This window comes from Streptomyces sp. CA-179760 (assembly GCF_050937045.1).
Taxonomy (GTDB): Bacteria; Actinomycetota; Actinomycetes; order Streptomycetales; family Streptomycetaceae; genus Streptomyces.
The window spans coordinates 1,702,501-1,728,046 of sequence record NZ_JBNJLZ010000001.1 but is presented as its reverse complement, the minus strand read 5'-3'; the positions used below and the strand labels follow the sequence as shown (position 1 = coordinate 1,728,046).

Genomic DNA, 25,546 nt, shown 5'->3' with positions numbered 1-25,546 from the left:
TTCAGTCGGCCGCCGGGGCGGAGAGGGGAGACGAGGCCGTGGTGTCCGAACGGTGCTCGGCGAGCACGCCGGTCCGGTGCCGCTGGACGAACCAGTAGTAGGCGAAGCCGCCGCCCGCGATGACAGCGACGAACAGCACCGCTCCCCAGCGCAGGTACCAGTGGTAGGGAGCCGCCGCGTTGTAGACCGCGGCCCGCGGCCAGATGAGGTTGAGCGTCATGGCCCCGCCCCACAGCACGGCAAGGATGTTGACCGGCAGCCCCCAGCGGCCCAGGGAGAAGCGGCCCTCGCTCGCGGGCTGCCACTTTCCGCGCAGCCGGGCGACCAGCAGCGGCACCGTGACACCCAGGTAGGCGAGGTAGATCATGATGATGCCGATGCTGGTGACGACGGTGAAGATCTGCGGCTGGCGGATGTTGACCACCAGGATCGCCAGCGCGAGGATCCCGATGATCACGGTCGGCAGGACCGGCGTCTGGAACCGGGGGTGGCACTTGGCCAGCTTCGAGGACGCGGGCAGGTTGTTGTCGCGGGCCATCGCGAACGCCAGCCGGACGGCCGCCGTGTGAACCGCCAGGGCGCACACCGTCACCGCGATCAGCACGCACCACAGCATCGCCTTGCCGGCCGTCGGGCCGAGCACGTCCAGCACGATGTACTGCAGACCGTCCGTGGACAGCTTCTCGCCCTTGAGGCTGGAGACGCTCATCAGCGCGAGCAGCAGAATCAGACCGCCGAGCACGAAGGACGCCACGATCGCCCGGATGATCGCGCGCGGCGCGTTCCGGGTCGGGTCCAGGGACTCCTCGCCGAGCGAGGCGGCGGTGTCGAAGCCGTACATGACGTACGCGGAGGCCAGCGACGCCACCAGGAAGGCACCCAGGTACCCGTTTCCGTATCCCGCGCCGGTGCCGTGCGTCTCCATGACGACCTGCGGGCCACGCGTGATGTGGACAGCGAACAGCACGATCAATACGACAGTGGCGATCAACTCGATGAACACGCCCGCCGTGTTGATCCTGGCCATCAACTTGACGCCGAAGGCGTTCACCAGGGTGGTGAACAGGATCAACACCGCGGCCAGGATGACCGCGTTGGTCGCCACGTCGTACGTACCGTTGCCGTCCCCCACGAACTGGAAGAACGACGAGATCTGCGGCAGCGTCAACTGGTAGGCCAGTGCCACGGCCGCGATGGACACGATCGAGGCGATCAGCATCATCCAGCCGGCGAGCCAGCCCAGATGCGGATTGCCGATCTTCTTCGACCAGTTGTAGACGGAGCCCGCGACGGGATAGCGGGCGGCGAGCTCCGCGAAGCAGAGCGCGACCATGAACTGGCCGACGAAGACCATCGGCCACGACCACCAGTAGGCGGGGCCGCCGCTGCCGTAGCCGAAGTAGAACAGCTGGAAGGTGCCGGTCAGGATCGATATGTAGCTGATCCCGGCGGCGAAGGTGTGGAAGTTGCCGAGGGTGCGCTTGAGCTCGGGTCTGTAGCCGAACTCGGTGAGTTCGGCGTCGTCCTGGCCGGGGGCGTCTGTGGACTGCGCGTTCGGTCTCATGGGCGGTTCCTCAAGGGGTGCTCCGGGGCGGATTCGATCAGTCGAACCAACCCTGGGGGGTGGGACGGGTGTCGCGCCATATGTGCTTCGTCTCGCGACACTCGGCGAGCCCCGCGGCCCCGAGTTCGCGTCCGAAGCCGGACTGCTTGAAACCGCCCCATCAGGCCTGCGGAACGTACGGGTGTAAGTCGTTGATCCAGCCTCGTTCCGAGGCGCAGCCGGCCCGCGACCCGCGCGGCCCGGGCCTCGTCGCTCCTCTACACGGCGCCCGCGTGCTGGGCATGCCCCTCCTTGGCCTTGTCCCGCCTGGGTGGACCGAACCATCGAGGCCGCGACCGCCGTGCCCTACTTCTGGTCCGACCGGTACGGCGCCCGCATCCGGTTCGCCGGCCGGCGCACGGACGGCGACATCGTCCGCATCACCGAGGGCGAACTCTCCGACAGCGCACCGGCCGAGGGCGGCTTTTTCTCGCCCGGTACGAGGGGGACGGCCGGACGACCGCGGTGCTCGCCGTGGACCGCCCGCGCCCGTTCATGCGGGCGCGACGCGAACTCGCACGGGACGCGGGAGAGGAGCGGGGTGCGGTCCGCCGCCAGGTAAGGAGGACCGGCATGGGGCCTCGGCCGAGCGTCCGCTCCAAGGTCCGGACACAGCGCCGGAAACCCCCGGCCGTCATCCTCACGAGTGGGACAACTGCCCGGCCCCGCCCCGCCGGCGTATCCGCTCCTGGGACCGTACGGCCGCGCGTGCCTGCCGTCGGACCCGGCGCCGCTCACGGCGCAGGGCCCGTGCCGTGCTGCTCGGCATGGAGACCACGCCGTTGCGCTGGTTCCAGACCTGACGCGTCACCCACACATCCAGGGCTCCCCAGGTCGCCGCGATCGTGCTGACCACACCGCTGATCACCATGGGGAACGCCAGCCAGGACCCGGCCATCGTGCACAGGAAGGCCACCATCGCCTGGATCAGCGTCACGGCTATGAGGAGCACCGCCCGCACGGCCGACGTCCGGACCGGGTCCGGCAACCGCCGTCGCCGCGCCGGCTCCTCGACCCACAGAGGCCGGTTGTACTGCTGTTCGCGCACGCTGTGGCCCCTCTCGTGAGCCAGAACCTCTCTTTCGCGAGCCCTGGTCCCTACCTCCTCGGCCGGAAAGCCGCGATCATCCGCCTCGCGATTCCGATGCCCCGGCACATGCGCCCCACCAGCCCTGGGCGTCCCGCGCCGCTCCGCCGTGCCCATCAACGTGTCACTCCCCACCGCCAGCAGACCGCTCGCGCGCATCCGAAGACCCGTGCTCCCCAGTGGCTGCCCGGCTTGCGCTGCTTTACGCCGCCCAGGTGCGGGATGCGGCTCCTGTGGCCGATTCCGCCCCCAACTCCCGTAGAGAAGGACGAACAACCCACCACGAAGATTCCCAAGAATCGAAAAGTTTCAGCCAACCCCTCTGGCGGGTCACGGCGGTCGGCCCGCCTGGCCGCCCCCGGTTCAGGGGAGACAACTCCTGCAATGCCCGGACAACTCACCATGCCTCGTGGCTGGCGCGGAAGTTCACCTTCCGGACCGGTCTTCGAGTTCCCTGTGGGTCGGTAGTAGGCTCGCGCCGTTTGTTGACGCACATGTGTACCCCCGGTAGGCCGGGGGCCCGAGCTGGGGGAGGCCATGCGCTTTCGCGGGAAGTCCATCCGCCGGAAGATCGTGGCGCTGCTCCTCGTGCCGCTGGTGTCCCTGAGTGCGATCTGGGCCTTCGCCACGGTGCTCACGGGGCGCGAGGCGGCCGACCTGTTCAACGTGTCGTCCGTGGTGGAGAAGATCGGCTACCCCATGGAGGACACCGTCCGTGTCCTCCAGGAGGAACGCCGCCAGACCCTCGTCTACCTCGCCGACCCTCGCGCCTCCGACGGGCTCGCAGCGCTCCGGCGCAGCCGGACCGCCACCGACAAGGCTGTCGGCAGTATCCGTGAGAACGCCCGGAATCCGGATGTGCGCGACGCGATGGGCGAGGACACCGACGAGCGGCTGACCGCGGTCCTGGACGCATTCGAAGGCATCGAGTCGCTGCGCAGCAGTGTCGAGGACGGCACCGTCAACCGTTCTCAGGCCCTCGACCTGTACAACCGGCTGGTCGACCCGTGCTACGTCCTCCTGGCCAACCTGCACGTGGTCGACAACGTCGAACTGGACAAGCAGTACCGCGCACTGGTCAACCTCGCCCGCGCCCGCGAACTTCTCTCCCGTGAGGACGCCCTCCTCGGTTCCTCCCTGATCGTCGGCGAGATCTCCCACTCCGAAGAGCGCGACATCTCCGACCTCGTGGCCCAGCGCACCCTGATGTACGACGCCAACCTGCCGCTGCTGCCCGTCGCGGAGCGCGACCGCTACGAGAGTTTCTGGAAGAACGCCTCCTCCGCTCCGCTGCGCGTGGCCGAGGAAGCGGCCGTCTCCTCCGGGGCCGGAGCTCCCCGCGGTGTCTCCGCGAAGAGCTGGGACAGCGCCGCAGGCAACGTGCTCGACGAGCTCGGCACCCTCAACGACCAGGCCAACGACCGCTACCAGGACCGCGTCGACCCGGTGGCCATGGGCGTCATCGCCAAGGCGGTCATCGCCGGCGTGCTCGGCCTGCTCGCGCTCCTGGTCTCCCTCTTCCTGTCCGTGCGCGTCGGCCGCACCCTTGTCCGCGATCTGAGGCAGCTGCGTCTGGAGGCCCACGAGGCGTCCGGAGTGCGACTGCCCAGCGTGATGCGCCGGCTCTCCGCAGGCGAACAGGTCGACGTCGAGACCGAGGTCCCGCACCTGGAGTACGACAAGAACGAGATGGGCGAGGTCGGCCAGGCGCTCAACACCCTGCAGCGCGCCGCCGTCGAAGCCGCCGTCAAACAGGCCGAGCTGCGCGCCGGCGTCTCCGAGGTCTTCGTCAACCTCGCGCGCCGCAGCCAGGTGCTGCTCCACCGTCAGCTCACGCTGCTCGACGCCATGGAGCGCAGGACCGAGGACACCGAGGAACTCGCCGACCTGTTCCGCCTCGACCACCTGACCACCCGCATGCGCCGCCACGCCGAGGGCCTCGTGATCCTCTCCGGCGCCGCGCCCTCCCGCCAGTGGCGCAAGCCCGTCCAGCTCATGGACGTCGTACGCGCCGCCGTCGCCGAGGTCGAGGACTACGAGCGCATCGAGGTCCGCCGCCTTCCGCGTATCGCCGTCACCGGCCCGGCCGTCGCCGACCTCACCCACCTCGTGGCCGAACTCCTCGAGAACGCCACGGTCTTCTCGCCGCCGCACACCGCCGTCCAGGTCCTGGGCGAGCGGGTCGCGAACGGCTTCACCCTGGAGATCCACGACCGCGGCCTCGGAATGGCCGCCGAGGCGCTCCTGGACGCCAACCTCCGGCTCGCCGAGACACCGGAGTTCGAACTGTCCGACACCGACCGGCTCGGTCTGTTCGTGGTCAGCCGGCTCGCCCAGCGACAGAACGTCCGGGTCTCCCTGCAGCCCTCCCCGTACGGAGGAACGACCGCCGTAGTCTTCATCCCCGACGCGCTGCTGACGGACGACATCCCGGACACGAACGGCATCGGGTTCCGCCTCGACCGCCCCCAGCTGGCCAACGAGAGCGAGTCGCAGGACAGCCGCCGCTCCGCCCTCTCACCGGCGCCCGCCCAGCGTCCCGGCCTGCCCGCCTCTCTCCTGGACGGCCCGGTCGAGCTGGAGGCCCCGGTGGATCTGGACGCCATCAGCGGGTTCCCCGGCTCCCTCGAGGACGAGAAGGGCGAGCACGGCGCCCTGTTCCGCTCCCGCCCCTCCCTCACCCGCGCCCAGGACGAGACGGCTGGCCGTCCCGGTCCGCAGCAGAGCGAGGCCCGCAGCGGAGGGGACCGGACCGACGCCGACGACGAGCTCGGCGCTCCGGCCGTCCCGCCCCGCCGCCACGCCCCCAAGCTGGTCAGCTCGCACGGGCGCCCGGTCACCGAGCAGCGCTCTCGTCGGGTGAAGTCCGACGAGGAACCCACCACGGCCACCGGCCGAGCGGAATCGGGGGCCACGTCCTCGCTCCCCTCGCGTCGGAGGGGCGAGGAGTCCGCGAGCGGCCGGGCCACGGACCGGACCGGGCCGGAGCCCGCACTTCCCGTCCGGCGCCGCACCGAGGACTCCTCGACCGGCACCAGGAGAGGCGAGGCGCCGGCCGACGCACCGCCGCCACTGCCGGCCCGTCGCCGGGGGACGGAATCCGCTCGCCCGGCCATCGGCACGGTCGGCCGCAGCACCGACCGCACCGAATCCTCGGCCACGCCCGGCAGCACCGTCGGCGACGGGCCGGAACCGCCCGCCCTGCCCAAGCGCACCCGCCGCTCGGAGATCGCATCCAGCGGCCCGGACGCACCGGACGGCCGCTCCGGGCCCGCGCCGGAGAACACTGGCGGGCCCGCGCGCAACGACACCGGCTCCGGCACCACGCCGCTGCCCCGGCGCGTTCGGCAGGCCAACCTGGCCCCACAGCTGAAGCGGGGGGCCGAGCCGCGTACGGAGGACAAGGCCGAGCCCGTCGAACGCGACGCCGACGAAGTACGCAGCCGCATGGCCTCGCTCCAGCGCGGCTGGCAGCGCGGCCGTGATGAGAACGCCGCAGGCGATGCCGCCCACAGCGGCGCAGCACGACAAGGAACGACAGAGGGGGACGGTCGATGACCGCACCGAAGGCGACCGGCCACACGGCGACCATCAAGGGGGAGCTGAACTGGCTCCTCGATGACCTGGTGGACCGCGTCGCGAGCATCCGCAAGGCCCTCGTGCTCTCCAGCGACGGTTTGGCGACGGGCGTGTCCAGGGATCTGACCAGGGAGGACAGCGAGCACCTGGCTGCCGTCGCCTCCGGGTTCCACAGCCTCGCCAAGGGTGTGGGACGCCACTTCGAGGCCGGTAACGTCCGCCAGACCGTCGTCGAGCTCGACGACGCCTTTCTGTTCGTGACCGCCGCCGGGGACGGCAGCTGCCTGGCCGTCCTCTCGGACGCCGACTCGGACGTCGGCCAGGTCGCGTACGAGATGACGCTCCTCGTGAAGCGGGTCGGTGTGCATCTGGGTGCCGCTCCGCGCACCGATCTGCCCGCAGGCGGGTAGTGGGATGACATGAGCGCTGACGGTCAGGGAAGAAGCCACTGGTTCGACGACGAAGCCGGACCGGTCGTCCGTCCGTACGCCATGACACGCGGCCGCACCAGCAGCCAGGGCCAGCACCGCCTGGACCTGATCGCGGTCGTGGTCACGGAACCGCAGGCGGACGACCCGGAAGCCGACCACATGCTCTCCCCGGAGCATGTGGACATCGTCGAGCTGTGCCGTGACGTCCCGCAGTCGGTCGCCGAACTCGCAGCGGAACTCGACCTGCCGATCGGGGTGGTACGGGTCCTTGTCGGAGATCTCGTGGACTCGGAATTCGTCCATGTGAACCGGCCCGTACCCCCTGCCGAACTGCCGGACGAGAGTATTCTGCGCGACGTGATCAACGGCCTCCGGGCGCTGTGAGCAGCGCGGAAGCGGGGTACTGACGTGACAGGCTGGCAGTTCTGGGTCGACCGAGGCGGCACCTTCACCGATGTCGTCGCGCGACGCCCGGACGGCCGGCTGGTCACGCACAAGCTCCTGTCGGACAACCCGGCCCGCTACGCCGACGCGGCGGTCGAGGGCGTCCGCACCCTGCTGGCCGACTCGGCCGACCCCGTCGAGACCGTGCGCATGGGGACCACCGTCGCCACCAACGCCCTCCTGGAGCGCAAGGGCGAGCGCACCCTGCTGGTCATCACCCGAGGCTTCCGCGACGCCCTGCGCATCGCCTACCAGAACCGCCCGAGCATCTTCGCCCGCCGTATCGAACTGCCCGAGCTGCTGTACGAACGAGTCGTCGAGGTCGACGAGCGCATCGCCGCCGACGGCACCGTCCTGCTCGCGCCCGCCCTCGACGCCCTCGCCGGGCCCCTCCAGGAGGCGTACGACGACGGGATCCGGGCCGTGGCCGTGGTCTGCATGCACAGCCACCTCCACCCCGCCCACGAACAGGCCGTCGGGGAACTCGCCGCCCGCGTCGGCTTCCCGCAGATCTCGCTCTCCAGCGAGGCCGGCCCCCTGATGAAACTCGTCCCTCGCGGGGACACCGCCGTCGTCGACACCTACCTCTCGCCCGTACTGCGCCGCTACGTCCGGCACGTCGCCGATGAACTCGAGGGCGTACGGCTGATGTTCATGCAGTCCAACGGCGGTCTCACCGAAGCCGGGCAGTTCCGCGGCAAGGACGCCATCCTGTCCGGCCCGGCCGGTGGCATCGTCGGTATGGCCCGCATGTCGCAGCTGGCCGGCTTCGACCGCGTCATCGGCTTCGACATGGGCGGCACCTCCACCGACGTCTCCCACTACGCGGGCGAGTACGAACGCGTCTTCACCAGCCGGATCGCCGGGGTCCGGCTGCGCGCCCCCATGCTCGACATCCACACCGTCGCGGCCGGCGGAGGCTCGGTCCTGCACTTCGACGGCTCCCGCTACCGCGTAGGGCCGGACTCGGCGGGTGCGGACCCCGGGCCCGCCTGCTACCGGGGTGGCGGCCCGCTCACCGTCACCGACGCCAACGTCGTCCTCGGCCGCATCCAGCCCGCCCACTTCCCGAAGGTGTTCGGCGCGAACGGCGACGAGCCCCTCGACGAACCCCTCGTCCGGGACCGCTTCACGGCCCTCGCGCGCGAGATCCGCGAACAGACCGGCGACGACCGCACCCCCGAACAGGTCGCCGAGGGGTACCTGCGGATCGCCGTCGCGAACATCGCCTCGGCCGTGAAGCGGATCTCCGTCCAGAAGGGCCACGACGTCACCCGCTACGCCCTCACCACGTTCGGCGGCGCCGGCGGCCAGCACGCCTGCATGGTTGCCGACTCCCTCGGCATCCGCACCGTCCTCGTGCCCCCAGTGGCCGGTGTCCTCTCCGCTCTCGGCATCGGCCTCGCCGATACCACGGCCATGCGCGAACAGTCCGTCGAGGCACCCCTGGAACCCGCCTCCATGCCCGGCGTCCGCAAGACCGCCGATGACCTGGAAGCGGCGGCGCGCGCCGAACTCCGCGCCGAGGACGTCCCCGAGGAACACATCGAGATCACGCGCCGTGCGCAGCTCCGCTACGACGGCACGGACACCACCCTCACCGTCGAGCTGACCGAGCCCGGCACGATGCGGCACGCCTTCGAAGAACGTCATCGCGCCACGTACTCCTTCACGCTCGACCGGCCGATCGTCGTCGAAGCCCTCTCCGTCGAAGCCACCGGCATCACAGAACCCCCCGATCTCTCCGCCCTCGCCCCGTACGAAGCCACCACCGACGGCAGCCCCGCAGCACCGCAGACCATCCGCCTCCACACGGGCGGCGCCTGGCACGACGTCCCCCTCCACCGCCGCGAGGACCTTCCCCCCGGCCACACCGTCACCGGCCCGGCGATCATCACCGAAGCCGGCGCGACGACCGTCGTCGACGAGGGCTGGCAGGCCGTGGCGACCGACGACGGGCATCTGGTCATGGAACGCGCCGCGACTACGCAGAGTTCCGATCTCGACACGAAAGTCGACCCGGTTCTGCTTGAGGTCTTCAACAACCTGTTCATGTCCATCGCCGAACAGATGGGCGCCCGCCTCGAGTCCACCGCCCAGTCCGTCAACATCAAGGAGCGCCTGGACTTCTCCTGCGCCCTGTTCGACCCCGACGGAAACCTGGTGGCCAACGCCCCGCACATCCCCGTCCACCTGGGCTCGATGGGCACGAGCGTCAAGGAGGTCATCCGCCGCCGGGGCTCCCGCATGCGCCCGGGCGACACCTACGCCGTCAACGATCCGTACCACGGCGGCACCCATCTGCCCGACGTCACCGTGATCACCCCGGTCTTCGACACCGCACCCTCAGGTGTCACCGAGAGTGACCCGGCGATCCTCTTCTACGTCGCCTCCCGCGGCCACCACGCCGAGATCGGCGGCATCGCCCCCGGCTCCATGCCCGCCGGCAGCCGCACCATCGAGGAGGAGGGCGTCCTCTTCGACAACTGGCTCCTCGCCGAGGACGGCCGCTTCCGCGAGGAGGAGACCCTCCGGCTCCTCACCGAGGCGCCGTACCCGTCCCGCAATCCGAAGACCAACCTCGCCGACCTGCGCGCCCAGATCGCCGCCAACCAGAAGGGCGTCGACGAGGTCGGCCGCATGATCGAGGACTTCGGCCTCGACGTGGTCCAGGCCTACATGAGACACGTCCAGGACAACGCGGAAGAGGCCGTACGCCGCGTCATCGACGCCCTCGACGACGGCGACTACGCCTACGAGACCGACTCGGGCGCCGTCATCCGCGTACGCGTGCGCGTGGACCGCGAGAACAGGGCGGCCACCATCGACTTCACCGGCACGTCGGAGCAGCTGCCCACCAACTTCAACGCGCCCTTCTCGGTCGTCAACGCGGCTGTCCTGTACGTCTTCCGCACCCTCGTGGCCGACGAGATCCCCCTCAACGACGGCTGCCTGCGCCCCCTCAGCATCGTCGTACCGCCCGGCTCCCTGCTCGCCCCTGAACCCCCGGCCGCTGTCGTCGCCGGCAACGTGGAGACCTCCCAGGCCGTCACCGGCGCCCTCTACGCCGCGCTCGGTGTCCAGGCCGAGGGCTCCGGGACCATGAACAACGTCACCTTCGGGAACGAACGCCACCAGTACTACGAGACCGTCGCCTCGGGCTCCGGCGCGGGTGACGGTTTCCCCGGTGCACCCGTCGTCCAGACCCACATGACCAACTCGCGCCTCACCGACCCCGAGGTCCTGGAGTGGCGGCTGCCGGTGCGCCTCGAGGAGTTCGGGGTCCGACGGGGCAGTGGCGGCGCCGGCCGGTGGCGCGGCGGGGACGGTGCCGTGCGCCGCATCCGCTTCCTGGAGCCCATGACCGTCTCGACGCTGTCCCAGCACCGCCGTGTCCCGCCGTACGGCATGGCGGGCGGCGAGCCGGGCGCTCTCGGCACCAATCGCATCGAGCACGCCGACGGCACCGTGACCGAACTCGGCGGCAGTGACTCCACGGACGTCGTCACCGGCGACGTACTCGTCATCGAAACCCCCGGCGGCGGAGGCTATGGCCCGACGTCGCCCGACCCCCATCAAGCAGGAGAAGAGATCGATGATCTTCGGGCGTTCTGAGCGCGGCAAGCCTCCGGTCGAGCCCGTCACGCTCAAGATCCTGGTGGCCGGCGGCTTCGGCGTGGGCAAGACCACGCTCGTCGGCGCGGTCAGCGAGATCAGGCCGCTGCGCACCGAGGAACTGCTCACCGAGGCCGGCCGCCCGATCGACGACACCAGCGGCGTGGAAGGCAAGCACACCACGACCGTGGCCATGGACTTCGGCCGCATCACACTCCGCGAGGACCTGGTGCTGTACCTCTTCGGCACGCCCGGCCAGGAGCGGTTCTGGTTCATGTGGGACGAGCTCTCCGAGGGCGCGCTCGGTGCCGTCGTGCTCGCCGACACCCGCCGCCTGGAGGACAGCTTCGCCGCCGTCGACTACTTCGAACGACGCTCGATACCCTTCCTGGTCGGCGTCAACTGCTTCGAGGACGCCCCGCGTTACCCGATCGAGGACGTTCGCCAAGCCCTCGACCTCGACGACGGCGTGCCGCTCCTGATGTGCGACGCCCGCGATCGCGAGTCTGTCAAGGAGGCGCTCATCGGCGTGGTACAGCACGCCATGGCCTACGCGGCCGACCAACGCCAGACGGTGACCACCTGAGGTAGGCGGGCCTACCGGCGCGGCCCGTACCCCCGCCGACCGGGGCACGGGCCGCAGGCCGGAAACGACACCCCACGCGCGCGTGGTCAGCTGTCGCCGTCCTCCTCCCAGCCGAAGCTCTTCTCCACGGCCTTGCGCCACCTGTGGTACTCGCGGTCCCTCACCGACGCCTCCATCGACGGCGTCCACTCCACGTCCTTCTGCCAGTGCGCCTTGAGCTCGTCCAGGTCGTTCCACACACCGGTGGCCAGACCGGCCGCGTACGCGGCGCCCAGACAGGTCGTCTCGGAGACCTTGGGCCGCACCACCGGGACATCGAGGACGTCCGACTGATGCTGCATGAGCAGGTTGTTCTTCGTCATGCCGCCGTCGACCTTCAGGGTGGTGATCTGCACCCCCGAGTCCTGGTACATGGCGTCGACGACCTCGCGCGTCTGCCAGCTCGTCGCCTCCAGCACCGCACGCGCCAGGTGCGCCTTGGTGACGTACCGGGTCAGCCCGGTGACCACGCCCCGCGCGTCGGAGCGCCAGTACGGCGCGAACAGGCCCGAGAACGCCGGCACGATGTACGCGCCGCCGTTGTCGTCCACGCTGGCCGCCAGGGGCTCGATCTCGTCCGCGGTCCGGATGATGCCGAGCTGATCGCGGAACCACTGGACCAGCGCGCCCGTGATGGCTATCGACCCCTCCAGACAGTAGACCGGTGCCTCACTGCCGATCTTGTAGCCCATCGTCGTCAGCAGACCGCTCTTCGACGGCACCGGGCGGTTGCCCGTGTTGAGCAGCAGGAAGCTTCCCGTGCCGTACGTGTTCTTCGCCGTGCCGACGTCATAGCAGGCCTGGCCGAACACGGCAGCCTGCTGGTCGCCCAGCGCGGAGGCCACGGGCACGCCGGCGAGCTGGCCGACAGCGGTGCCGTAGGCCTCGGCGGAGGACCGGATCTCGGGCAGCATCGCTTCGGGGAGGTTCATCGCGGAGCAGATCGAGGAGTCCCACTGGAGGGTCTCCAGGTTCATCAGCATGGTGCGGCCCGCGTTCGTCACGTCGGTGACGTGCTGTCCGCCGTCCGTGCCGCCGGTGAGGTTCCAGATCAGCCAGGAGTCCATCGTGCCGAAGGCGATCTCACCGCGTTCGGCACGCCCTCGCAGGTCGGGCACGTTGTCGAGCAGCCAGGCGGCCTTGGGCCCGGAGAAGTAGGTGGCCAGCGGCAGCCCCGTCTGCTCGCGGAACCGGTCCTGCCCGTCCGAGCCGCCCAATTGGTTGCACAGCGCCGCTGTCCGTGTGTCCTGCCACACGATGGCGTTGTGCACCGGCTTTCCCGTCGCGCGGTCCCACAGGAGGGTCGTCTCGCGCTGGTTGGTGATCCCGAGCGCGCTCAGCTGGTCGGCGCGCAGTCCGGCCTTGGCGATCGCGCCGGCCACCACCGCCTGCACCTTGGACCAGATCTCGGTGGCGTCGTGCTCCACCCAGCCGGGTTTGGGAAAGATCTGGCGGTGCTCGCGCTGGTCGACGGCGACGATCGCGCCGTCCTGGTTGAAGACGATGCAGCGACTCGAGGTGGTGCCCTGGTCGATTGCGGCGACGTACTTTTCTGCGTTGTCCGTCATGGCTACCCCTTGGGCTGGTTCAGAAGGCTGCGTTGTAGATGACACCGCCGAGCAGTCCGCCGATCAGTGGGCCGACGACGGGGATCCACGAGTAGCCCCAGTCGGAGGTGCCCTTGTTCGGGATCGGCAGGATGGCGTGGATGATCCGCGGGCCGAGGTCACGTGCCGGGTTGATGGCGTAACCGGTGGGACCGCCCAGGGACAGGCCGATGCCGACGACCAGGAGGGACACCAGGAGGATCGCGATGCCGGATCCGTAGATGCCGCCGCCGCCCGGGACCAGGCCGATGCCGATGCCCTCCACGTGCCTGTCCTGACCGACCAGGGCGAGGATGGGCAATACCAGGGCGATGGTGGCGAGGATCTCGGTGATCAGGTTGGCGACCGGGTTCCGGATCTCCGGGATCGTGGAGAAGATGCCGAGCGTCGGAACCGGTTCGTCCGCCGTGCCCTCGGTGGTACCCGTCTGCCGCACGTTGGCCGCGAACTGGGCGTAGTACACGAGGTAGCACAGGATCGCACCGATCATGGCGCCGGTGATCTGGCCCAGCAGATAGACCCAGACCTTGCTCCACACGCCGGTGTCGACGGCGAGACCGAAGGTGACGGCCGGGTTGATGACCCCTCCCGAGAGGGGAGCGGCGGTGTACGCGCCGGCCAGCACGCCGAAGCCCCAGCCGAACGCGATCACGATCCACCCGGAGGCCCGTGCTTTCGAGAACCTGAGGGTGACGGCGGCGCACACACCGGCGCCGAACAGGATCAGGATCGCCGTGCCGATCATCTCGCCGAAGAAGATGTCTCCGTTAGTCATGGCGGCTCCTAGGCCGTGGCCCGGGACGGTCGGCCCCGGTCCTCACATGCAGGGTGCGTTTCCCATGGCGACTTCAGCCGAAAGCAGGGAGATCCCGTGATCCCGTGCCCCGCCCGGCATCCGTGACGAGCGTGCCGTCGCAGCCGAATCGCCCGTGGAGGAAAGGGCTTTGGCGCAGGCGCGCCCAAGCGCCGCAGTGCCGGAATACGCCGAGTATGTACGGCGATGTCGACTGACACCGGAAGTGTTCACCGGCACCCAAGGGGCGTCAAGGTCGTCGACCGCAATGGTTGACGACCATGTGACGGTGGCCGGGCTACTGCCGGGCCGGGTGGCCGGTTGCACGGCCTGACGGCGCCCGGTCGGGTCGATGTTCAGATCTGCTCGGGGCCACCGCACGGCCTGGGTGAGCCGCGCGAGGCTCTGATGGTGGTGTCCGGCCTCCGCTGAGCTCCGCCGTCGGCACTCGCCCAGCCGCACCTGACTCCTCGCTTGCTAGCCACCAGCATCCACCTGACCTGGCGGCTTCTCAACCGCACGACCAGAGCCCACATGAGGCGGCCGTACGGACCCTCAGAGCCCCGTACCGGTCTCGGCCCTCCCCTTGTGTGGTGTACCCCCCTGAACTGCCACGGTCTCCGCCGCCCCACACCCCGCAGACTCCGGTGCCGGCTCGGCGCCCCGGCGGGTCTCGTGTCCGGGCAGGCCCGCCCGGCCCAGCACCCAACTCGCCCCGCGCAACGACTTCGCCGCCTTCTTCAACGGTGCCAGGAAGGCCGCCGCCTGCCGGTGGTCCGTCACAGTGCCCGGCGCGCACAGCACCGTGGCGAGCGACAGCGTGACCGGCCGCCCTCCCGCCGACCAGGGTGCGTCCAGCACGGAGGCAGCCAGCGGATCGAGACCCTCCGGATCGGCGAGCACCAGGAAGTCGTCCCCGCCGATGTGCCCCACGCGCGCGCTGTCCGTCGCGACCTGCTGCAGCGCCCGTCCGACCGCCCGGATCAGCTCGTCGCCCGCCGCGAAGCCTGCCCCGTCGTTGACCTGCTTGAAGTGATCGACGTCCAGCCAGCTGAGGGCGAACGGCCGCCCGGCCGCGATCCGCCGGTCCACCTCACCGGTGATCGCGTCCGAGCCGGGCAGACGCGTCAGCGGATTGAGCCCCGCCGCTTCCTCCACCCGTGTCTCAGCCAGCGCTCGCACCAGGTCCGCGAGCCGTACGACCCCCACACACCGCCCGTACTCGTCCACGACGGCCACGTCGTCCGACGTACGTCCGCGCCCGCCGACCGCCACCACGTCCAGGACCTCCCAGGCCGTGACATCGACGCCCACCGTCCGCGGCGGGTCGCCGAGCTTCGCCGCGGGCCGGTCGGCGTACAGGGCGTGCCCGTAGCGCCCCGACATCGACAGCAGGAAGCGGGACCGGTGCACCGACCGGACCGGCACCCCCGCGGTGTCCACGAGCAGCGCCCCTGACACGTCCGGCGACCCCGTCAGCAGCGCTCGCACCTGACCCGCGGACGCCGTGGCGGGCAGCAGCGCCGCGGGCCGCACGAACTCCCGCACCGACGGCCCGGACCGCGGCACGGCCATATCGGCGGGGGAGCGGGGCGGGACATAGACGTCCGCTGCGGGCAGTCGCGCCGGCGGCGCGAACAGCTCGCCCTGGGCCAACTGTGCCCCGGCCGCCAGTGCCGTCGCGCATTGACCTTCGGTCTCCACGCCCTCGACCGCCAGGAGGGCCCCCAGCTCGTCGCACAGCGTCCGCATCGACCGCACGACTGCCGGCCGCGCCAGCAGCGACGCGTCCAGCTTCACCAGGCCGGGCGCCATGTCCGAGAGCAGCCGCAAGGGAACGTCTCCGTCCCCGACGCCGTCCGCGCAGACCCGGAAGCCCTGGCCGCGCAGCGCGGCCACCGCCTCCAGCAGCGACTGCTGCGGCACGTGCGTGTACGGCGGACAGACGTCGATCGTCACCTCCCACGGCAGCCGTCCCGCTTCGCGCACGGCGGCGTGCAGTGAGGGGAGGCCGCCGAGGTCGGCGAGGGTACCGGCGAACACGTTGACGAACAGCGGAAGCAGGGTCTCCTTGCGCACCGCCGCGCGGACCGCCGACACCGCCAGACGGCAGTCGAGCTCCGGATCCCTGCGGGCCTCAGCCAGGATGTCGCCGGTCTCCGGGCGGGAGAGTATCTCCAGCCCCGCGACCGCGCCGGTCGTCAGATTGACCACCGGCTGGAAGGCGAAGCGGAGAGTGTCCGTCCAGGAGTGCACGGCAGCATGATGGCTCCACCGGCGCACGCCCAAGCGCAGTTCATGAGACGTTCACGCAGGATTCCCGCTTGGTCACACAGCGTATGACCAAGCCCTGCCGCGGCCCCACGACCAGCTCGCCTACGACGGCTCCGCGATCGTGCCACCGCGATCCCGGCACGGTGATCACCGCACCGCGATCACCGCCGACCCATGCCCGAACAGCCCCTGGTTCGCACTGATACCCACGCGCGCCCCCACGACCTGCCGGTCACCCGCATCGCCCCTCAACTGACAGGCCAGCTCGCACACCTGGGCGATCGCCTGCGCCGGCACCGCCTCGCCGAAGGAGGCCAGTCCACCGCTGACGTTCACCGGTATTCGCCCGCCCAGTGCCGTCGCCCCGTCCCTCAGCAGTTTCACGCCCTCGCCCTCGCCGCACAGCCCCAAGTCCTCGTACCACTGCAGCTCAAGCGCCGTGGACAGGTCGTAGACCTCGGCCAGCGACAGGTCCTCCGGCCCGGCACCCGCCTCCTCGTAGGCCGCCCGGGCGATCGACCTCCGGAACGTCTCGCCGGGCGGATCCACCGCCAACGCGGAGTCCGTGGCGATGTCCGGCAGGTCCAGCACGGTGTTCGGGTAGCGCGGCGTCACCGTGGACACGGCCCGGATCCGCACCGGCTCCGCGTGCCCGTGCCGCCGCGCGAACTCCATACTCGAGAGCACCACCGCGGCCCCTCCGTCGGAGGTCGCACAGATGTCGAGCAGCCGCAGCGGATCGGCGACGACAGCGGAGGCGGCGACCTCCTCGGCGGTGACCGGGCTGCGGTAGCGCGCCTTGGGGTTCAGCGCGCCCATCGCCGCGTTCTTCACCTTCACCTGCGCGAAGTCGTCGGTCGTGTCGCCATGCAGAGCCATGCGCCTTCGGGCGTACAGCCCGAAGTACACCGGGTTGGTCGCCCCGAGGATCCGGAAGCGCAGCCAGTCGGGATCGTCGGGCCGGTCCCCGCCCGCGGGGCGGAAGAACCCCTTGGGAGCGGCGTCTGCTCCCACCACGAGCACCGCGTCGGCGAGCCCGGAGAGTATCTGGGCCCGGGCGGTGTCGACGGCCTGCGCCCCGGACGCGCACGCCGCGTACACGCTCGTGACCCGGGCCCCCTGCCAGCCCAGTGCTTTCGCGAATGTCGCTCCGGCGACATATCCCGGATAGCCGCCCCGCACGGTGTCCGCCCCGATGATCGAGCCGATGTCCCCCCAGTCCAGTCCGGCGTCGGCGAGCGCCGAGCGGGCCGCCGCGACGCCGTACTCGACGAAGCTCCGCCCCCACTTGCCCCACGGGTGCATGCCCGCGCCGAGCACCGCCACATCTTCTGTCATGCCTTCACCCCCGCCGGCCGCCAGTGCCACGTCGTCCAGGTCGTCTCCGCGTCCTCATGGAGCACCCCGGGCGCGACCTCCACCTCCATACCCACCGTCAGAGCCGCGACGGTGACCCCGGGAGCCGCCTGCCCCAGCACCACGATCCGCTCGGCCTCCAGCTCCACAGCGATCAACGCACACGGCTCCCACGGAAGTTCCGGATCGCTCACATAGGGTGACGGCGGCCGATACCGGCTGTCCGTATACGACCAGACGCGCCCCCGTCGCGACAGCGCGATCTCCTCCAACTCCCCGCTGGTGCAGGAGGGGTTGCGGCAGTGGTGGTCCTCACGCGGGAAGAAGACCGAGGCGCACGCCACACAGCGCGTGCCGAGCAGCCGGAAGGCATCACCGTCCCCGGCGAACCACCCCGCCACCACAGGTGTTCGTGTACGCGACACAGTTCCCTCCCGACAGCAGAATCTGACGGAACGTCAGAAGTCTGCCACGGCATTCCGAAATTGGGCATCCCTTCCCCGGCGGGGCCGTCTCCTGGTAGACGCAAGGGCCATGACACGACTCACCCCCGTGGCACGCTGCCTCATCACGGTGTTCGCCGCCGTGCTGGCAGCGACCGCCTCCACCGCGACAGCCCAGGCCAAGACCGAGCCCAAGGCACCGAAGGACTTCGTGGCGCTGAGAAGCGTGGACCCGACGATCATCCAGGAGATGCGCTACGTCACCCCGCACAACTTCGTCGGAGAGGGCATCGACGGCTACTTCCAGCCGACCTGCATCCTCACCCGCCCCGCCGCACAAGCTCTCCACAAGGCCCAGAGGAAGCTCCTGCGCCAGGGCTACACACTCAAGGTGTACGACTGCTACCGGCCGCAGCGCGCGGTGGACCACTTCGTCCGCTGGGCCGAGGACCTCGACGACGAGGCGTTGAAGGGCGAGTTCTACCCGAACGTCGACAAGACCCGGCTGTTCGCCGACGGCTACATCGCCGAGAAGTCCGGCCACAGCCGCGGATCGACCCTGGACATCACACTGGTGAGGCTGCCGGCGAAGCCCACCCGGCCGTACCACCCCGGAGAGCCCCTTGTGCCGTGCTTCGCGCCCAAGGGCGAGCGGTTCCCCGACAACTCGATCGACATGGGGACCGGCTTCGACTGCTTCGACACCCTCTCGCACACCCTCGACCCACGCATCCAGGGCCAACAGCGCGCCAACCGGTTGCTGCTCAAGAACACCCTGGAAGGCCTCGGCTTCGTGAACCTGCCAGAGGAGTGGTGGCACTACACCTACAAGCCCGAGCCCTACCCGGACACCTACTTCGACTTCCCCGTGTCCAGCAAGTCGCTCACCGGCGCCCACTGAGGAGCCTGCCGGAGACGCCCTCTCCGTGATCGGCTACAGTCCGCCGCGTGTCCGAAACTCAGCACTCCAGTTCCAACTCCGCGCCGGACTCCCACTGTTCGAGCTGCGGCACGCCCTACGGAGAGGGCGTCTCCGGCTGGCCCCGCCCCTGCCCTGCGTGCGGCGCCGTGGCCTACCGCAATCCACTCCCGGTCGCGGTGGCCCTCCAGCCCGTCTACGACACCAAGGGCACCGCTCTGGTCGTCATCACCCGAACCGTCGCTCCCGCGCGCGGGGGCACGGCCCTGCCGGGCGGCTACATCGACGACCGGGAGGACTGGCGGCAGGCCGTCGTACGCGAACTCAAGGAGGAGACCGGCATCGACGCGGCCGCCCGCGAAGTACGGCTCGTCGACGCGATGAGCTCGCCCGACGGGCACCTGCTGCTGTTCGGTCTTCTGCCGGAACGCCCGGTCGAAAGCCTGCCGCCCTCAGCCGCCACGGACGAGACGGAGGGCTGGCATCTCCTGCGCAGGGCGGACGAACTCGCCTTCCCCCTGCACACGGTGGCCGTACGGGCCTGGTTCGAGGGCCGGTACATCTGAGCTCAGCGTTCCCCGGCACCGCGGACGCGCACCGGGCAGGAAGGCTCGCTCCCGCCGTCCTCACCCTCCCGTTCGACGACCACCCGCGAGCCCATCCACCGAGCGGTGTACCGCTCCATCTCCGGCTCGTCCCATCCCTCGCCCCCGTCCGGCACGACCAGCCCGCCCCGGTCCGTCCGCGGGCGGGCGCCCACACCTCCAGTGCGAGCCCGCCGTCCTCCCCACGTACGGGAAGAACGGCACCCGCGCGCGCGAACACAGGGATGCGCGACAAGGGGGTCTCGACGAGCACCTGCGCCGGCCCTTCGTACGCCCGCTCCGTCGCCGTGTCGTACCAGCGCCCCCGCGGCAGCTGCACCGCACGCCGGTCCGCGCCCGGGTCCAGCACCGGCGCCACCAGCAGGCTGTCGCCCAGCAGGAAGGCGTCATCGCAGTCACGCAGCGTCCGATCCTCCGGCGCAGCCCACCACAGGGGCCGTACGTACGGCGCTCCGGTGCGCCGCGCCAGATGCGCCAGCGTCATGAAGTACGGCAGCAGCCGCCGGCGTTCGACGAGCGCCACGCGCGCGTGCTCCAGCACCTCGGGACCGAACTCCCAAGGTTCCCTGCGCCCCGCCCGCAGACTCGCGTGCGTACGGAACAGTGGCAGATACGAGCCCAGCTGGAACCACCGTAGATACAGCTCTGGGGAGGGATTTCCGTCGAAGCCTCCGATGTCCGGCCCCGAGTACGGAACGCCGCACAGCCCGAGCCCCATCACCAGCCCCAAGGACGCCCGCAGTCCCGGCCAGCCGGTGGCCACGTCCCCCGACCACGTCCCGCCGTAGCGCTGCATGCCGGCCCACCCGGAGCGGGAGAACAGGAACGGCCGCTCCTTGGGCGCGAGTCGCCGCAGCCCTTCGAAGCCCGCCCTGGCCATACAGAGCGCGTACACGTTGTGGGCCTCGCGATGGTCACCGCCCCGCCCCTCCAGGGAGTGCCGCGCCGAACGCGGCAGCGTCGACTCCCCGAACGCGGTGAACGACGTGGGCTCGTTCATGTCGTGCCAGAAACCCGAGAACCCCTGCGCGAGCCGCTCCTCGTACAGGCCGCCCCACCACTCACGCACACGCGCGTGCGTGAAATCGGGAAACACCGCCTCCCCGGGCCATACCACTCCCCGCACCACCTGCCCCGACGCGTCCCGCACGAACGCGTCCTCGGCCATCCCGCCGTCGTACACGGCATTGCCGGGCAGGACCTTGACGGCCGGGTCGACGATCGACACCAGCCGTATGCCGTCCCGCTGGAGTTCTTCGGCCAGAACGGGCAGCTTCGGGAAGCGGTCCTGATCGACGGTGAACACCTGATGCGCGTCGAGGTGGTCGATGTCCAGGTGCACGGCATCGAGCGGCAGACCGTGTTCCACATAACCCGCGACGATCCGCCGCACCTCCTGCTCACTGCCGAACCCCCACCGCGCGTGCTGGTGGCCGAGCGCCCATGCCGGCGGCAGTGCGGGCGCCCCGGTGAGCGAGGCCCAGGCGAGCAGCACGCGCGCGGGGGTGCCCACCATCACCCAGCAGCGCAGCGGGCCGCCGTCCATCCGCAGCTCGCTCGTTCCGCCGCGGTCGTGCCCGGAACCCGCGCCCTCCTCGCCCTCGCGCAGCGTCACCGAGCCGTCCCACGAGCTGTCGTGGAACACCAGATGCGTACCGCCGTCGGACACCACCAGCTGCACCGGCATCGTGATGTACAGCGGGTCGTCGCCCGGTGCGAAGGCGTGGCCGGGGTCGGTGTTCCACAGCCGGTACCTACCGTCCGGCAGCCGCGGACCCGCGGCACGTCCGCCCAAGCCGAAGAAGCGCGCGTCGGCAGGCACCTCCGACCGCTGCGACCACCGCGCCGGGCCGCCACCGACCGGCTCCCACCACCGCGGCGGCAGATCACGCCGCAGGGTCACGCCCCCGGGCGTGAGCACCTCCACCGCGCCGTGCCGCGAGACGACGACCGTCACCCGCTCGGCCACCACCCGCCAGCCGCCGTCCTTGTCCGGCTCCAGTACCGCCCGGGGATCGGGCTCCGGACAACGGCCGGCCAGCGCGTACGACGGCTCGGGCTCCGCCCCGTCCCAGCCCCAGAAGACGGCCCCGTTCACGGCGACGAGAATGCGCAGCTCCGACCGGCTGAACCGGACGACACCGCCCCCCGGCCCAGGCTCCACCTCCCGCACGGGCCCGGGCACGCGCGCACGCTCCGCCCCTCGTGACGGCAGCCCGGTGGCGTCGGCCCGCCGCCTGCGCCACGCTGCTCGTACGGTACGCACACCCTGCGCCGCCCCCACCGAACCCATCGCCTTCAACGAACGCACCAGGTCACGACCGTTCATGCTGCTCACCCTGCCATTGACCGCGCCACGCGGGCGTGGCGTTCAACTGCCGTTCACCTGTGTCAGGACCACATCTTCACTAGGCGGACTATGTGGGACGCACCCTGGTGCCGAAGTCGATCACATGGCATTGTCCGTGCCAGCCGCTCACGCGCACACCCCAGCCCGTGCGCGGAGGACGCACACGACGCGCACAGTCCGGGAGCCGACCATGTCGACCGTTAGTCCCCAGCCGCTCTGGCAGCCAGACCCCGAGCGCATCGACCGGGCACGGATCACCAGGTTCCAGGCCTGGGCCGCCGAGCACCACGGCGCCCCCGCCGAGGGCGGCTACGCGGCTCTCCAGCGCTGGTCCGTCGACGACCTGGACGCCTTCTGGAAGGCCGTCACGGAGTGGTTCGACGTCCGTTTCTCGACCCCGTACGCGCGCGTGCTCGCAGACCGGGCGATGCCGGGCGCCCGGTGGTTCCCCGGCGCGACCCTCAACTACGCCGGACACGCCCTGCGCGCGGCCGACACGCGCGCGGACGAACCGGCCCTCCTGTACGTCGACGAGTCACACGAACCACGCCCTGTCACGTGGGCCGAGCTACGCCGCCAGGTCGGATCCCTGGCCGCCGAGCTGCGCGCCCTCGGCGTACGCCCCGGAGACCGCGTCAGCGGCTACCTCCCCAACGTCCCCCAGGCCGTGGTCGCCCTCCTCGCCACAGCCGCCGTGGGCGGCGTCTGGACTTCCTGCGCGCCCGACTTCGGCGCCCGCAGCGTCCTCGACCGCTTCCAGCAGGTCGAACCCGTCGTGCTGTTCACGGTCGACGGCTACCGCTACGGCGGCAAGGAGCACGACCGACGCGACACCGTTGCCGAACTGCGCCGCGAACTGCCCACCCTGCGCGCCGTCATCCACATCCCCCTCCTTGGCACCGAGGCCCCCGAAGGAGCCCTCGACTGGTCGGCCCTCACCTCCGCAGACACGGACCCCGTCTTCGAGCAGGTGCCCTTCGACCACCCCCTGTGGGTGCTCTACTCCTCAGGCACGACCGGCCTGCCCAAAGCCATCGTCCAGTCCCAGGGCGGCATCCTCGTCGAGCACCTCAAGCAACTCGGCCTGCACTGTGACCTGGGCCCCGAAGACCGCTTCTTCTGGTACACGTCCACCGGCTGGATGATGTGGAACTTCCTCGTCTCCGGCCTGCTCACCGGCACCACGATCGTCCTCTACGACGGCAGCCCCGGCTATCCGGACACCGGCGCCCAGTGGCGCATCGCCGAACGCACCCGGGCCACCCTCTACGGCACCTCGGCTGCCTACGTCATGGCCTGCCGCAAGGCCGGCGTGCACCCGTCCCGCGACTTCGATCTCTCCACGGTCCAATGCGTCGCCACCACGGGCTCGCCCCTGCCGCCCGACGGCTTCCGGTGGCTCCACGACGAGGTCCGCGACGACCTGTGGATCGCCTCCGTCAGCGGCGGCACAGACGTCTGCTCCTGCTTCGCCGGAGCCGTACCGACCCTTCCCGTCCATGTCGGCGAGCTCCAGGCTCCCTGCCTCGGCACCGACCTGCAGGCCTGGGATCCGAGCGGCAGGCCCCTCGTGGACGAGGTCGGCGAACTCGTGGTCACCAACCCCATGCCGTCGATGCCCATCCACTTCTGGAACGACCCCGACGGCAGCCGCTACCACGACAGCTACTTCGACACCTACCCCGGCGTATGGCGGCACGGCGACTGGATCACCGTCACCTCCCACGGATCCGTCGTCATCCACGGCCGCTCCGACTCCACGCTCAACCGCCAGGGCGTCCGCATGGGATCCGCCGACATCTACGAAGCAGTGGAGCGCCTCCCCGAAATCAGGGAGTCCCTCGTCATCGGCATCGAGCAGCCCGACGGCGGCTACTGGATGCCCCTGTTCGTGCACCTGACCCCCGGATCCACCCTCGACGAGACCCTGCTGAACCGGATCAAGCAGACCATCCGCGAACAACTCTCGCCGCGCCATGTCCCCGACGAGATCATCGAGGTACCCGGCGTCCCGCACACCCTCACCGGCAAACGCATCGAGGTCCCGGTGAAACGACTCCTCCAAGGCACCCCACTGGAGAAGGCGGTCAACCCGGGCTCCATCGACAACCTCGACCTCCTGGCCTTCTACGAGGACCTCGCCCGCAAACGCGCCTGACCAAGGTCGTCCAGGGCGGCGTCGACCCACTCCCCGTCACCATGGCTGTGGACGGGGATTAGATGGCTCAACGACGCTGACCTGCAACTTCAATGACCTCCCAGCATAGCGACCACCTCCGCCAGCCCTCGTTGTCAGTGCCGTCGATTACTGTGAGTGAGCATTGATCGACTGCGCACAGGGGGAAAGAGAATGGCGCACACCGACAGCCGGACCATGCGACGCGTCCTGCGCCGCGAAATCGCCGGCACCATCGGCCTGCTGACCGACGAGCACGACTTCCGAGCCATGCGCTGCTACCGCAGCTTCACCTTCGACGACCATGCGAGCTACCTCAAACAAGTGGAAGCCCTCCTCAGGACACGGACCCTGCAGGGCAGCCACACCACGGTGGCCCTCTTCGATCCCGAGGAGTACGCCGACTTCTGCACGCAGAAGAGCCTGGACCCCGACAACCCGTCGAGCCGCACACGCTTCACGGCCCAACTCGCCGTAACAGGCCCGACTCTCCCGTACGAGGGCCAGCCCCTGGCAGATCTCCTGGCGGCACTCGTCGACGAGGGCGTGCGGCAGGCCACCTGGGAGTACGCCACGACACTCCTCGCTCGCCTGGGTCCCTGCACATCCTGCGGCGAAGACCTGGGGCGCACTGCCTTCGCCCGGGCATCGGACCTCCTCGTCCGCATCCTCGACACAGCCCCACCCGGCGACCGGCACCTCGTCTGCAGCGTCACCGGACCGCCCGAAACTCTCATCGCCGCACTCCATGCCGCTGACACGGACGGCACCTTGGAGCTGGACGAGACCGGAGCCCTCGAGTTCACCACCGTCCTGGCCCTCGGCCTGGCCACCGAAAGCCCCGGTGGACTCGTCATCCGCGCCAGCGCCCCAGCCGCCCCCGACCGTGTCTACGGCTGGCGCCTGCGCGCCTACGGACTCGACCCGCTCACCGCGGGAGAGGTCTTCGACGCCTACTGCACCGATGTCGAGTCCGGCGACCTCATCTCCCCGGAATCCAACGTCGACTACTGCGCGCCGCCCGACCTCGGAGAGGAGAAGCCCGCACGGGGACACAACCACTGAGACGCGGGAGGGGCGCCCCACGTAAGTGGAGCGCCCCTCCGTGACGGTCATTGGCCGACCAAGCCCGGCTACTCGCCCGACAACACTGCCTGCGCCGCGCTGCGCGCATCCTCGGCACTGTCCGACGCACGAGCCGCCGCAGCGGCCCGCTCGCACTGCGCGAGCGTGTACTTCGCCAGCGTCGCCCGGACGTACGGAATCGACGCCGCGCCCATCGAAAGAGAGGTGACGCCCAGACCGGCCAGCACACAAGCGAGCAGCGGGTCGGACGCGGCCTCACCACACACGCCACAGCTCTTGCCCTCGGCCTTCGCCGACTCGGCGGACAGCGCCACCAGGTCGAGCAGCGCGGGCTGCCACGGGTCCTGCAGACGGGAAACCGCGCCCACCTGACGGTCGGCGGCGAAGGTGTACTGCGCCAGGTCGTTCGTCCCCAGCGACAGGAACTCGACCTCCTGCAGGATCGAGCGGGCCCGCAGCGCGGCCGACGGGATCTCCACCATCGCGCCGAACTTCGCCCGCAACCCAGCCTCACGGCACGCGTTCGCGAAGGCCCGGGCATCCGTGCGGTCCG

The 25,546-nt window shown here is 70.4% G+C and carries 18 protein-coding genes and 2 pseudogenes (1 of these 20 cut by a window edge); 10 read left to right on the top strand and 10 right to left on the bottom strand.

The features are described 5' to 3' along the window. Position 1: 1 nt before the first annotated feature. Positions 2-1,564 (bottom strand): APC family permease, encoded by a 1,563-nt coding sequence (locus ACQEV8_RS07590; protein WP_432958399.1) that lies wholly within the window; start codon positions 1,562-1,564, stop codon positions 2-4. A 37-nt stretch (positions 1,565-1,601) separates the two neighbouring features. Further along, positions 1,602-1,815: pseudogene (locus ACQEV8_RS07585) on the bottom strand (aldehyde dehydrogenase family protein); the annotation flags it as partial. A gap of 59 nt (positions 1,816-1,874) precedes the next feature. On the opposite strand from ACQEV8_RS07585, the gene ACQEV8_RS07580 reads away from it, so the two are divergent. Further along, entirely contained in the window at positions 1,875-2,165 is a 291-nt protein-coding gene (locus tag ACQEV8_RS07580; protein ID WP_432958397.1) for a hypothetical protein, read from the top strand. Between the two features lie 78 nt (positions 2,166-2,243). On the opposite strand, the gene ACQEV8_RS07575 is transcribed toward ACQEV8_RS07580, so the two are convergent. Next, complete coding sequence (locus tag ACQEV8_RS07575) at positions 2,244-2,825, bottom strand: hypothetical protein (RefSeq protein ID WP_432972520.1); 582 nt, start codon at positions 2,823-2,825, stop codon at positions 2,244-2,246. A gap of 402 nt (positions 2,826-3,227) precedes the next feature. Here ACQEV8_RS07575 and ACQEV8_RS07570 point away from each other — a divergent pair, with 402 nt between their 5' ends. The 5 genes from ACQEV8_RS07570 to ACQEV8_RS07550 are packed head-to-tail and all read left to right on the top strand — an operon-like array spanning position 3,228 to position 11,345. Beyond that, entirely contained in the window at positions 3,228-6,248 is a 3,021-nt protein-coding gene (locus ACQEV8_RS07570; protein WP_432958396.1) for a nitrate- and nitrite sensing domain-containing protein, read from the top strand. Next, positions 6,245-6,679, top strand: a complete 435-nt coding sequence (locus ACQEV8_RS07565; protein WP_382497466.1) for a roadblock/LC7 domain-containing protein — start codon at positions 6,245-6,247, stop codon at positions 6,677-6,679. The genes ACQEV8_RS07570 and ACQEV8_RS07565 overlap by 4 nt, the downstream gene beginning before the upstream one ends. 9 nt (positions 6,680-6,688) lie before the next feature. Beyond that, positions 6,689-7,084, top strand: coding sequence for a DUF742 domain-containing protein (locus tag ACQEV8_RS07560; protein ID WP_184597042.1), 396 nt, complete (start codon positions 6,689-6,691; stop codon positions 7,082-7,084). 24 nt (positions 7,085-7,108) lie between these two features. Further along, on the top strand, positions 7,109-10,759 hold the full coding sequence (locus tag ACQEV8_RS07555) for a hydantoinase B/oxoprolinase family protein (RefSeq protein ID WP_432958394.1): 3,651 nt from the start codon (positions 7,109-7,111) through the stop codon (positions 10,757-10,759). After that, entirely contained in the window at positions 10,740-11,345 is a 606-nt protein-coding gene (locus ACQEV8_RS07550; protein WP_184597039.1) for a GTP-binding protein, read from the top strand. Before ACQEV8_RS07555 ends, ACQEV8_RS07550 begins: the two co-directional genes overlap by 20 nt. 86 nt (positions 11,346-11,431) lie before the next feature. On the opposite strand, the gene glpK is transcribed toward ACQEV8_RS07550, so the two are convergent. The 5 genes from glpK to ACQEV8_RS07525 form a co-directional block, all read right to left on the bottom strand. Further along, complete coding sequence (glpK, locus tag ACQEV8_RS07545; protein WP_432958393.1) at positions 11,432-12,952, bottom strand: glycerol kinase GlpK; 1,521 nt, start codon at positions 12,950-12,952, stop codon at positions 11,432-11,434. A 19-nt stretch (positions 12,953-12,971) separates the two neighbouring features. Continuing rightward, the gene (locus ACQEV8_RS07540; protein ID WP_432958391.1) at positions 12,972-13,766 is read right to left on the bottom strand and encodes an MIP/aquaporin family protein; all 795 of its coding nucleotides are present in this window, start codon (positions 13,764-13,766) and stop codon (positions 12,972-12,974) included. A 573-nt stretch (positions 13,767-14,339) separates the two neighbouring features. Beyond that, on the bottom strand, positions 14,340-16,040 hold the full coding sequence (locus ACQEV8_RS07535) for an EAL domain-containing protein (RefSeq protein ID WP_432958389.1): 1,701 nt from the start codon (positions 16,038-16,040) through the stop codon (positions 14,340-14,342). A gap of 165 nt (positions 16,041-16,205) precedes the next feature. Next, positions 16,206-17,396, bottom strand: coding sequence for a lipid-transfer protein (locus tag ACQEV8_RS07530; RefSeq protein WP_432958388.1), 1,191 nt, complete (start codon positions 17,394-17,396; stop codon positions 16,206-16,208). Then, entirely contained in the window at positions 17,393-17,818 is a 426-nt protein-coding gene (locus ACQEV8_RS07525) for a Zn-ribbon domain-containing OB-fold protein (RefSeq protein WP_432972517.1), read from the bottom strand. The genes ACQEV8_RS07530 and ACQEV8_RS07525 overlap by 4 nt, the downstream gene beginning before the upstream one ends. A 130-nt stretch (positions 17,819-17,948) precedes the next feature. Here ACQEV8_RS07525 and ACQEV8_RS07520 point away from each other — a divergent pair, with 130 nt between their 5' ends. Both ACQEV8_RS07520 and ACQEV8_RS07515 read left to right on the top strand, forming a co-directional pair. Then, a complete protein-coding gene (locus ACQEV8_RS07520; RefSeq protein WP_432958387.1) occupies positions 17,949-18,758 on the top strand; it encodes a M15 family metallopeptidase in 810 nt (269 codons plus the stop codon). A gap of 47 nt (positions 18,759-18,805) precedes the next feature. Then, a complete protein-coding gene (locus ACQEV8_RS07515) occupies positions 18,806-19,342 on the top strand; it encodes an NUDIX domain-containing protein (RefSeq protein WP_432958385.1) in 537 nt (178 codons plus the stop codon). A gap of 2 nt (positions 19,343-19,344) precedes the next feature. On the opposite strand, the pseudogene ACQEV8_RS07510 reads toward ACQEV8_RS07515, so the two are convergent. Continuing rightward, positions 19,345-21,710 (bottom strand): annotated as a pseudogene (locus tag ACQEV8_RS07510) (glycoside hydrolase family 31 protein). Between the two features lie 211 nt (positions 21,711-21,921). On the opposite strand from ACQEV8_RS07510, the gene ACQEV8_RS07505 reads away from it, so the two are divergent. After that, positions 21,922-23,889 carry an acetoacetate--CoA ligase gene (locus tag ACQEV8_RS07505; RefSeq protein WP_432958383.1) on the top strand — a complete coding sequence of 656 codons (1,968 nt, stop codon included), beginning with the start codon at positions 21,922-21,924 and terminating at the stop codon, positions 23,887-23,889. A gap of 192 nt (positions 23,890-24,081) precedes the next feature. Then, positions 24,082-24,972, top strand: coding sequence for a hypothetical protein (locus ACQEV8_RS07500; protein ID WP_432958381.1), 891 nt, complete (start codon positions 24,082-24,084; stop codon positions 24,970-24,972). A 68-nt stretch (positions 24,973-25,040) separates the two neighbouring features. Here ACQEV8_RS07500 and ptsP read toward each other — a convergent pair whose 3' ends face one another. Beyond that, on the bottom strand, positions 25,041-25,546 hold the final stretch of the coding sequence (gene ptsP, locus ACQEV8_RS07495; protein ID WP_432958379.1) for a phosphoenolpyruvate--protein phosphotransferase. It continues 1,165 nt past the right edge of the window; 506 of the gene's 1,671 nt are visible here — the last part of the coding sequence; the start codon falls outside the window, past its right edge — the gene reads right to left on this strand; its stop codon occupies positions 25,041-25,043.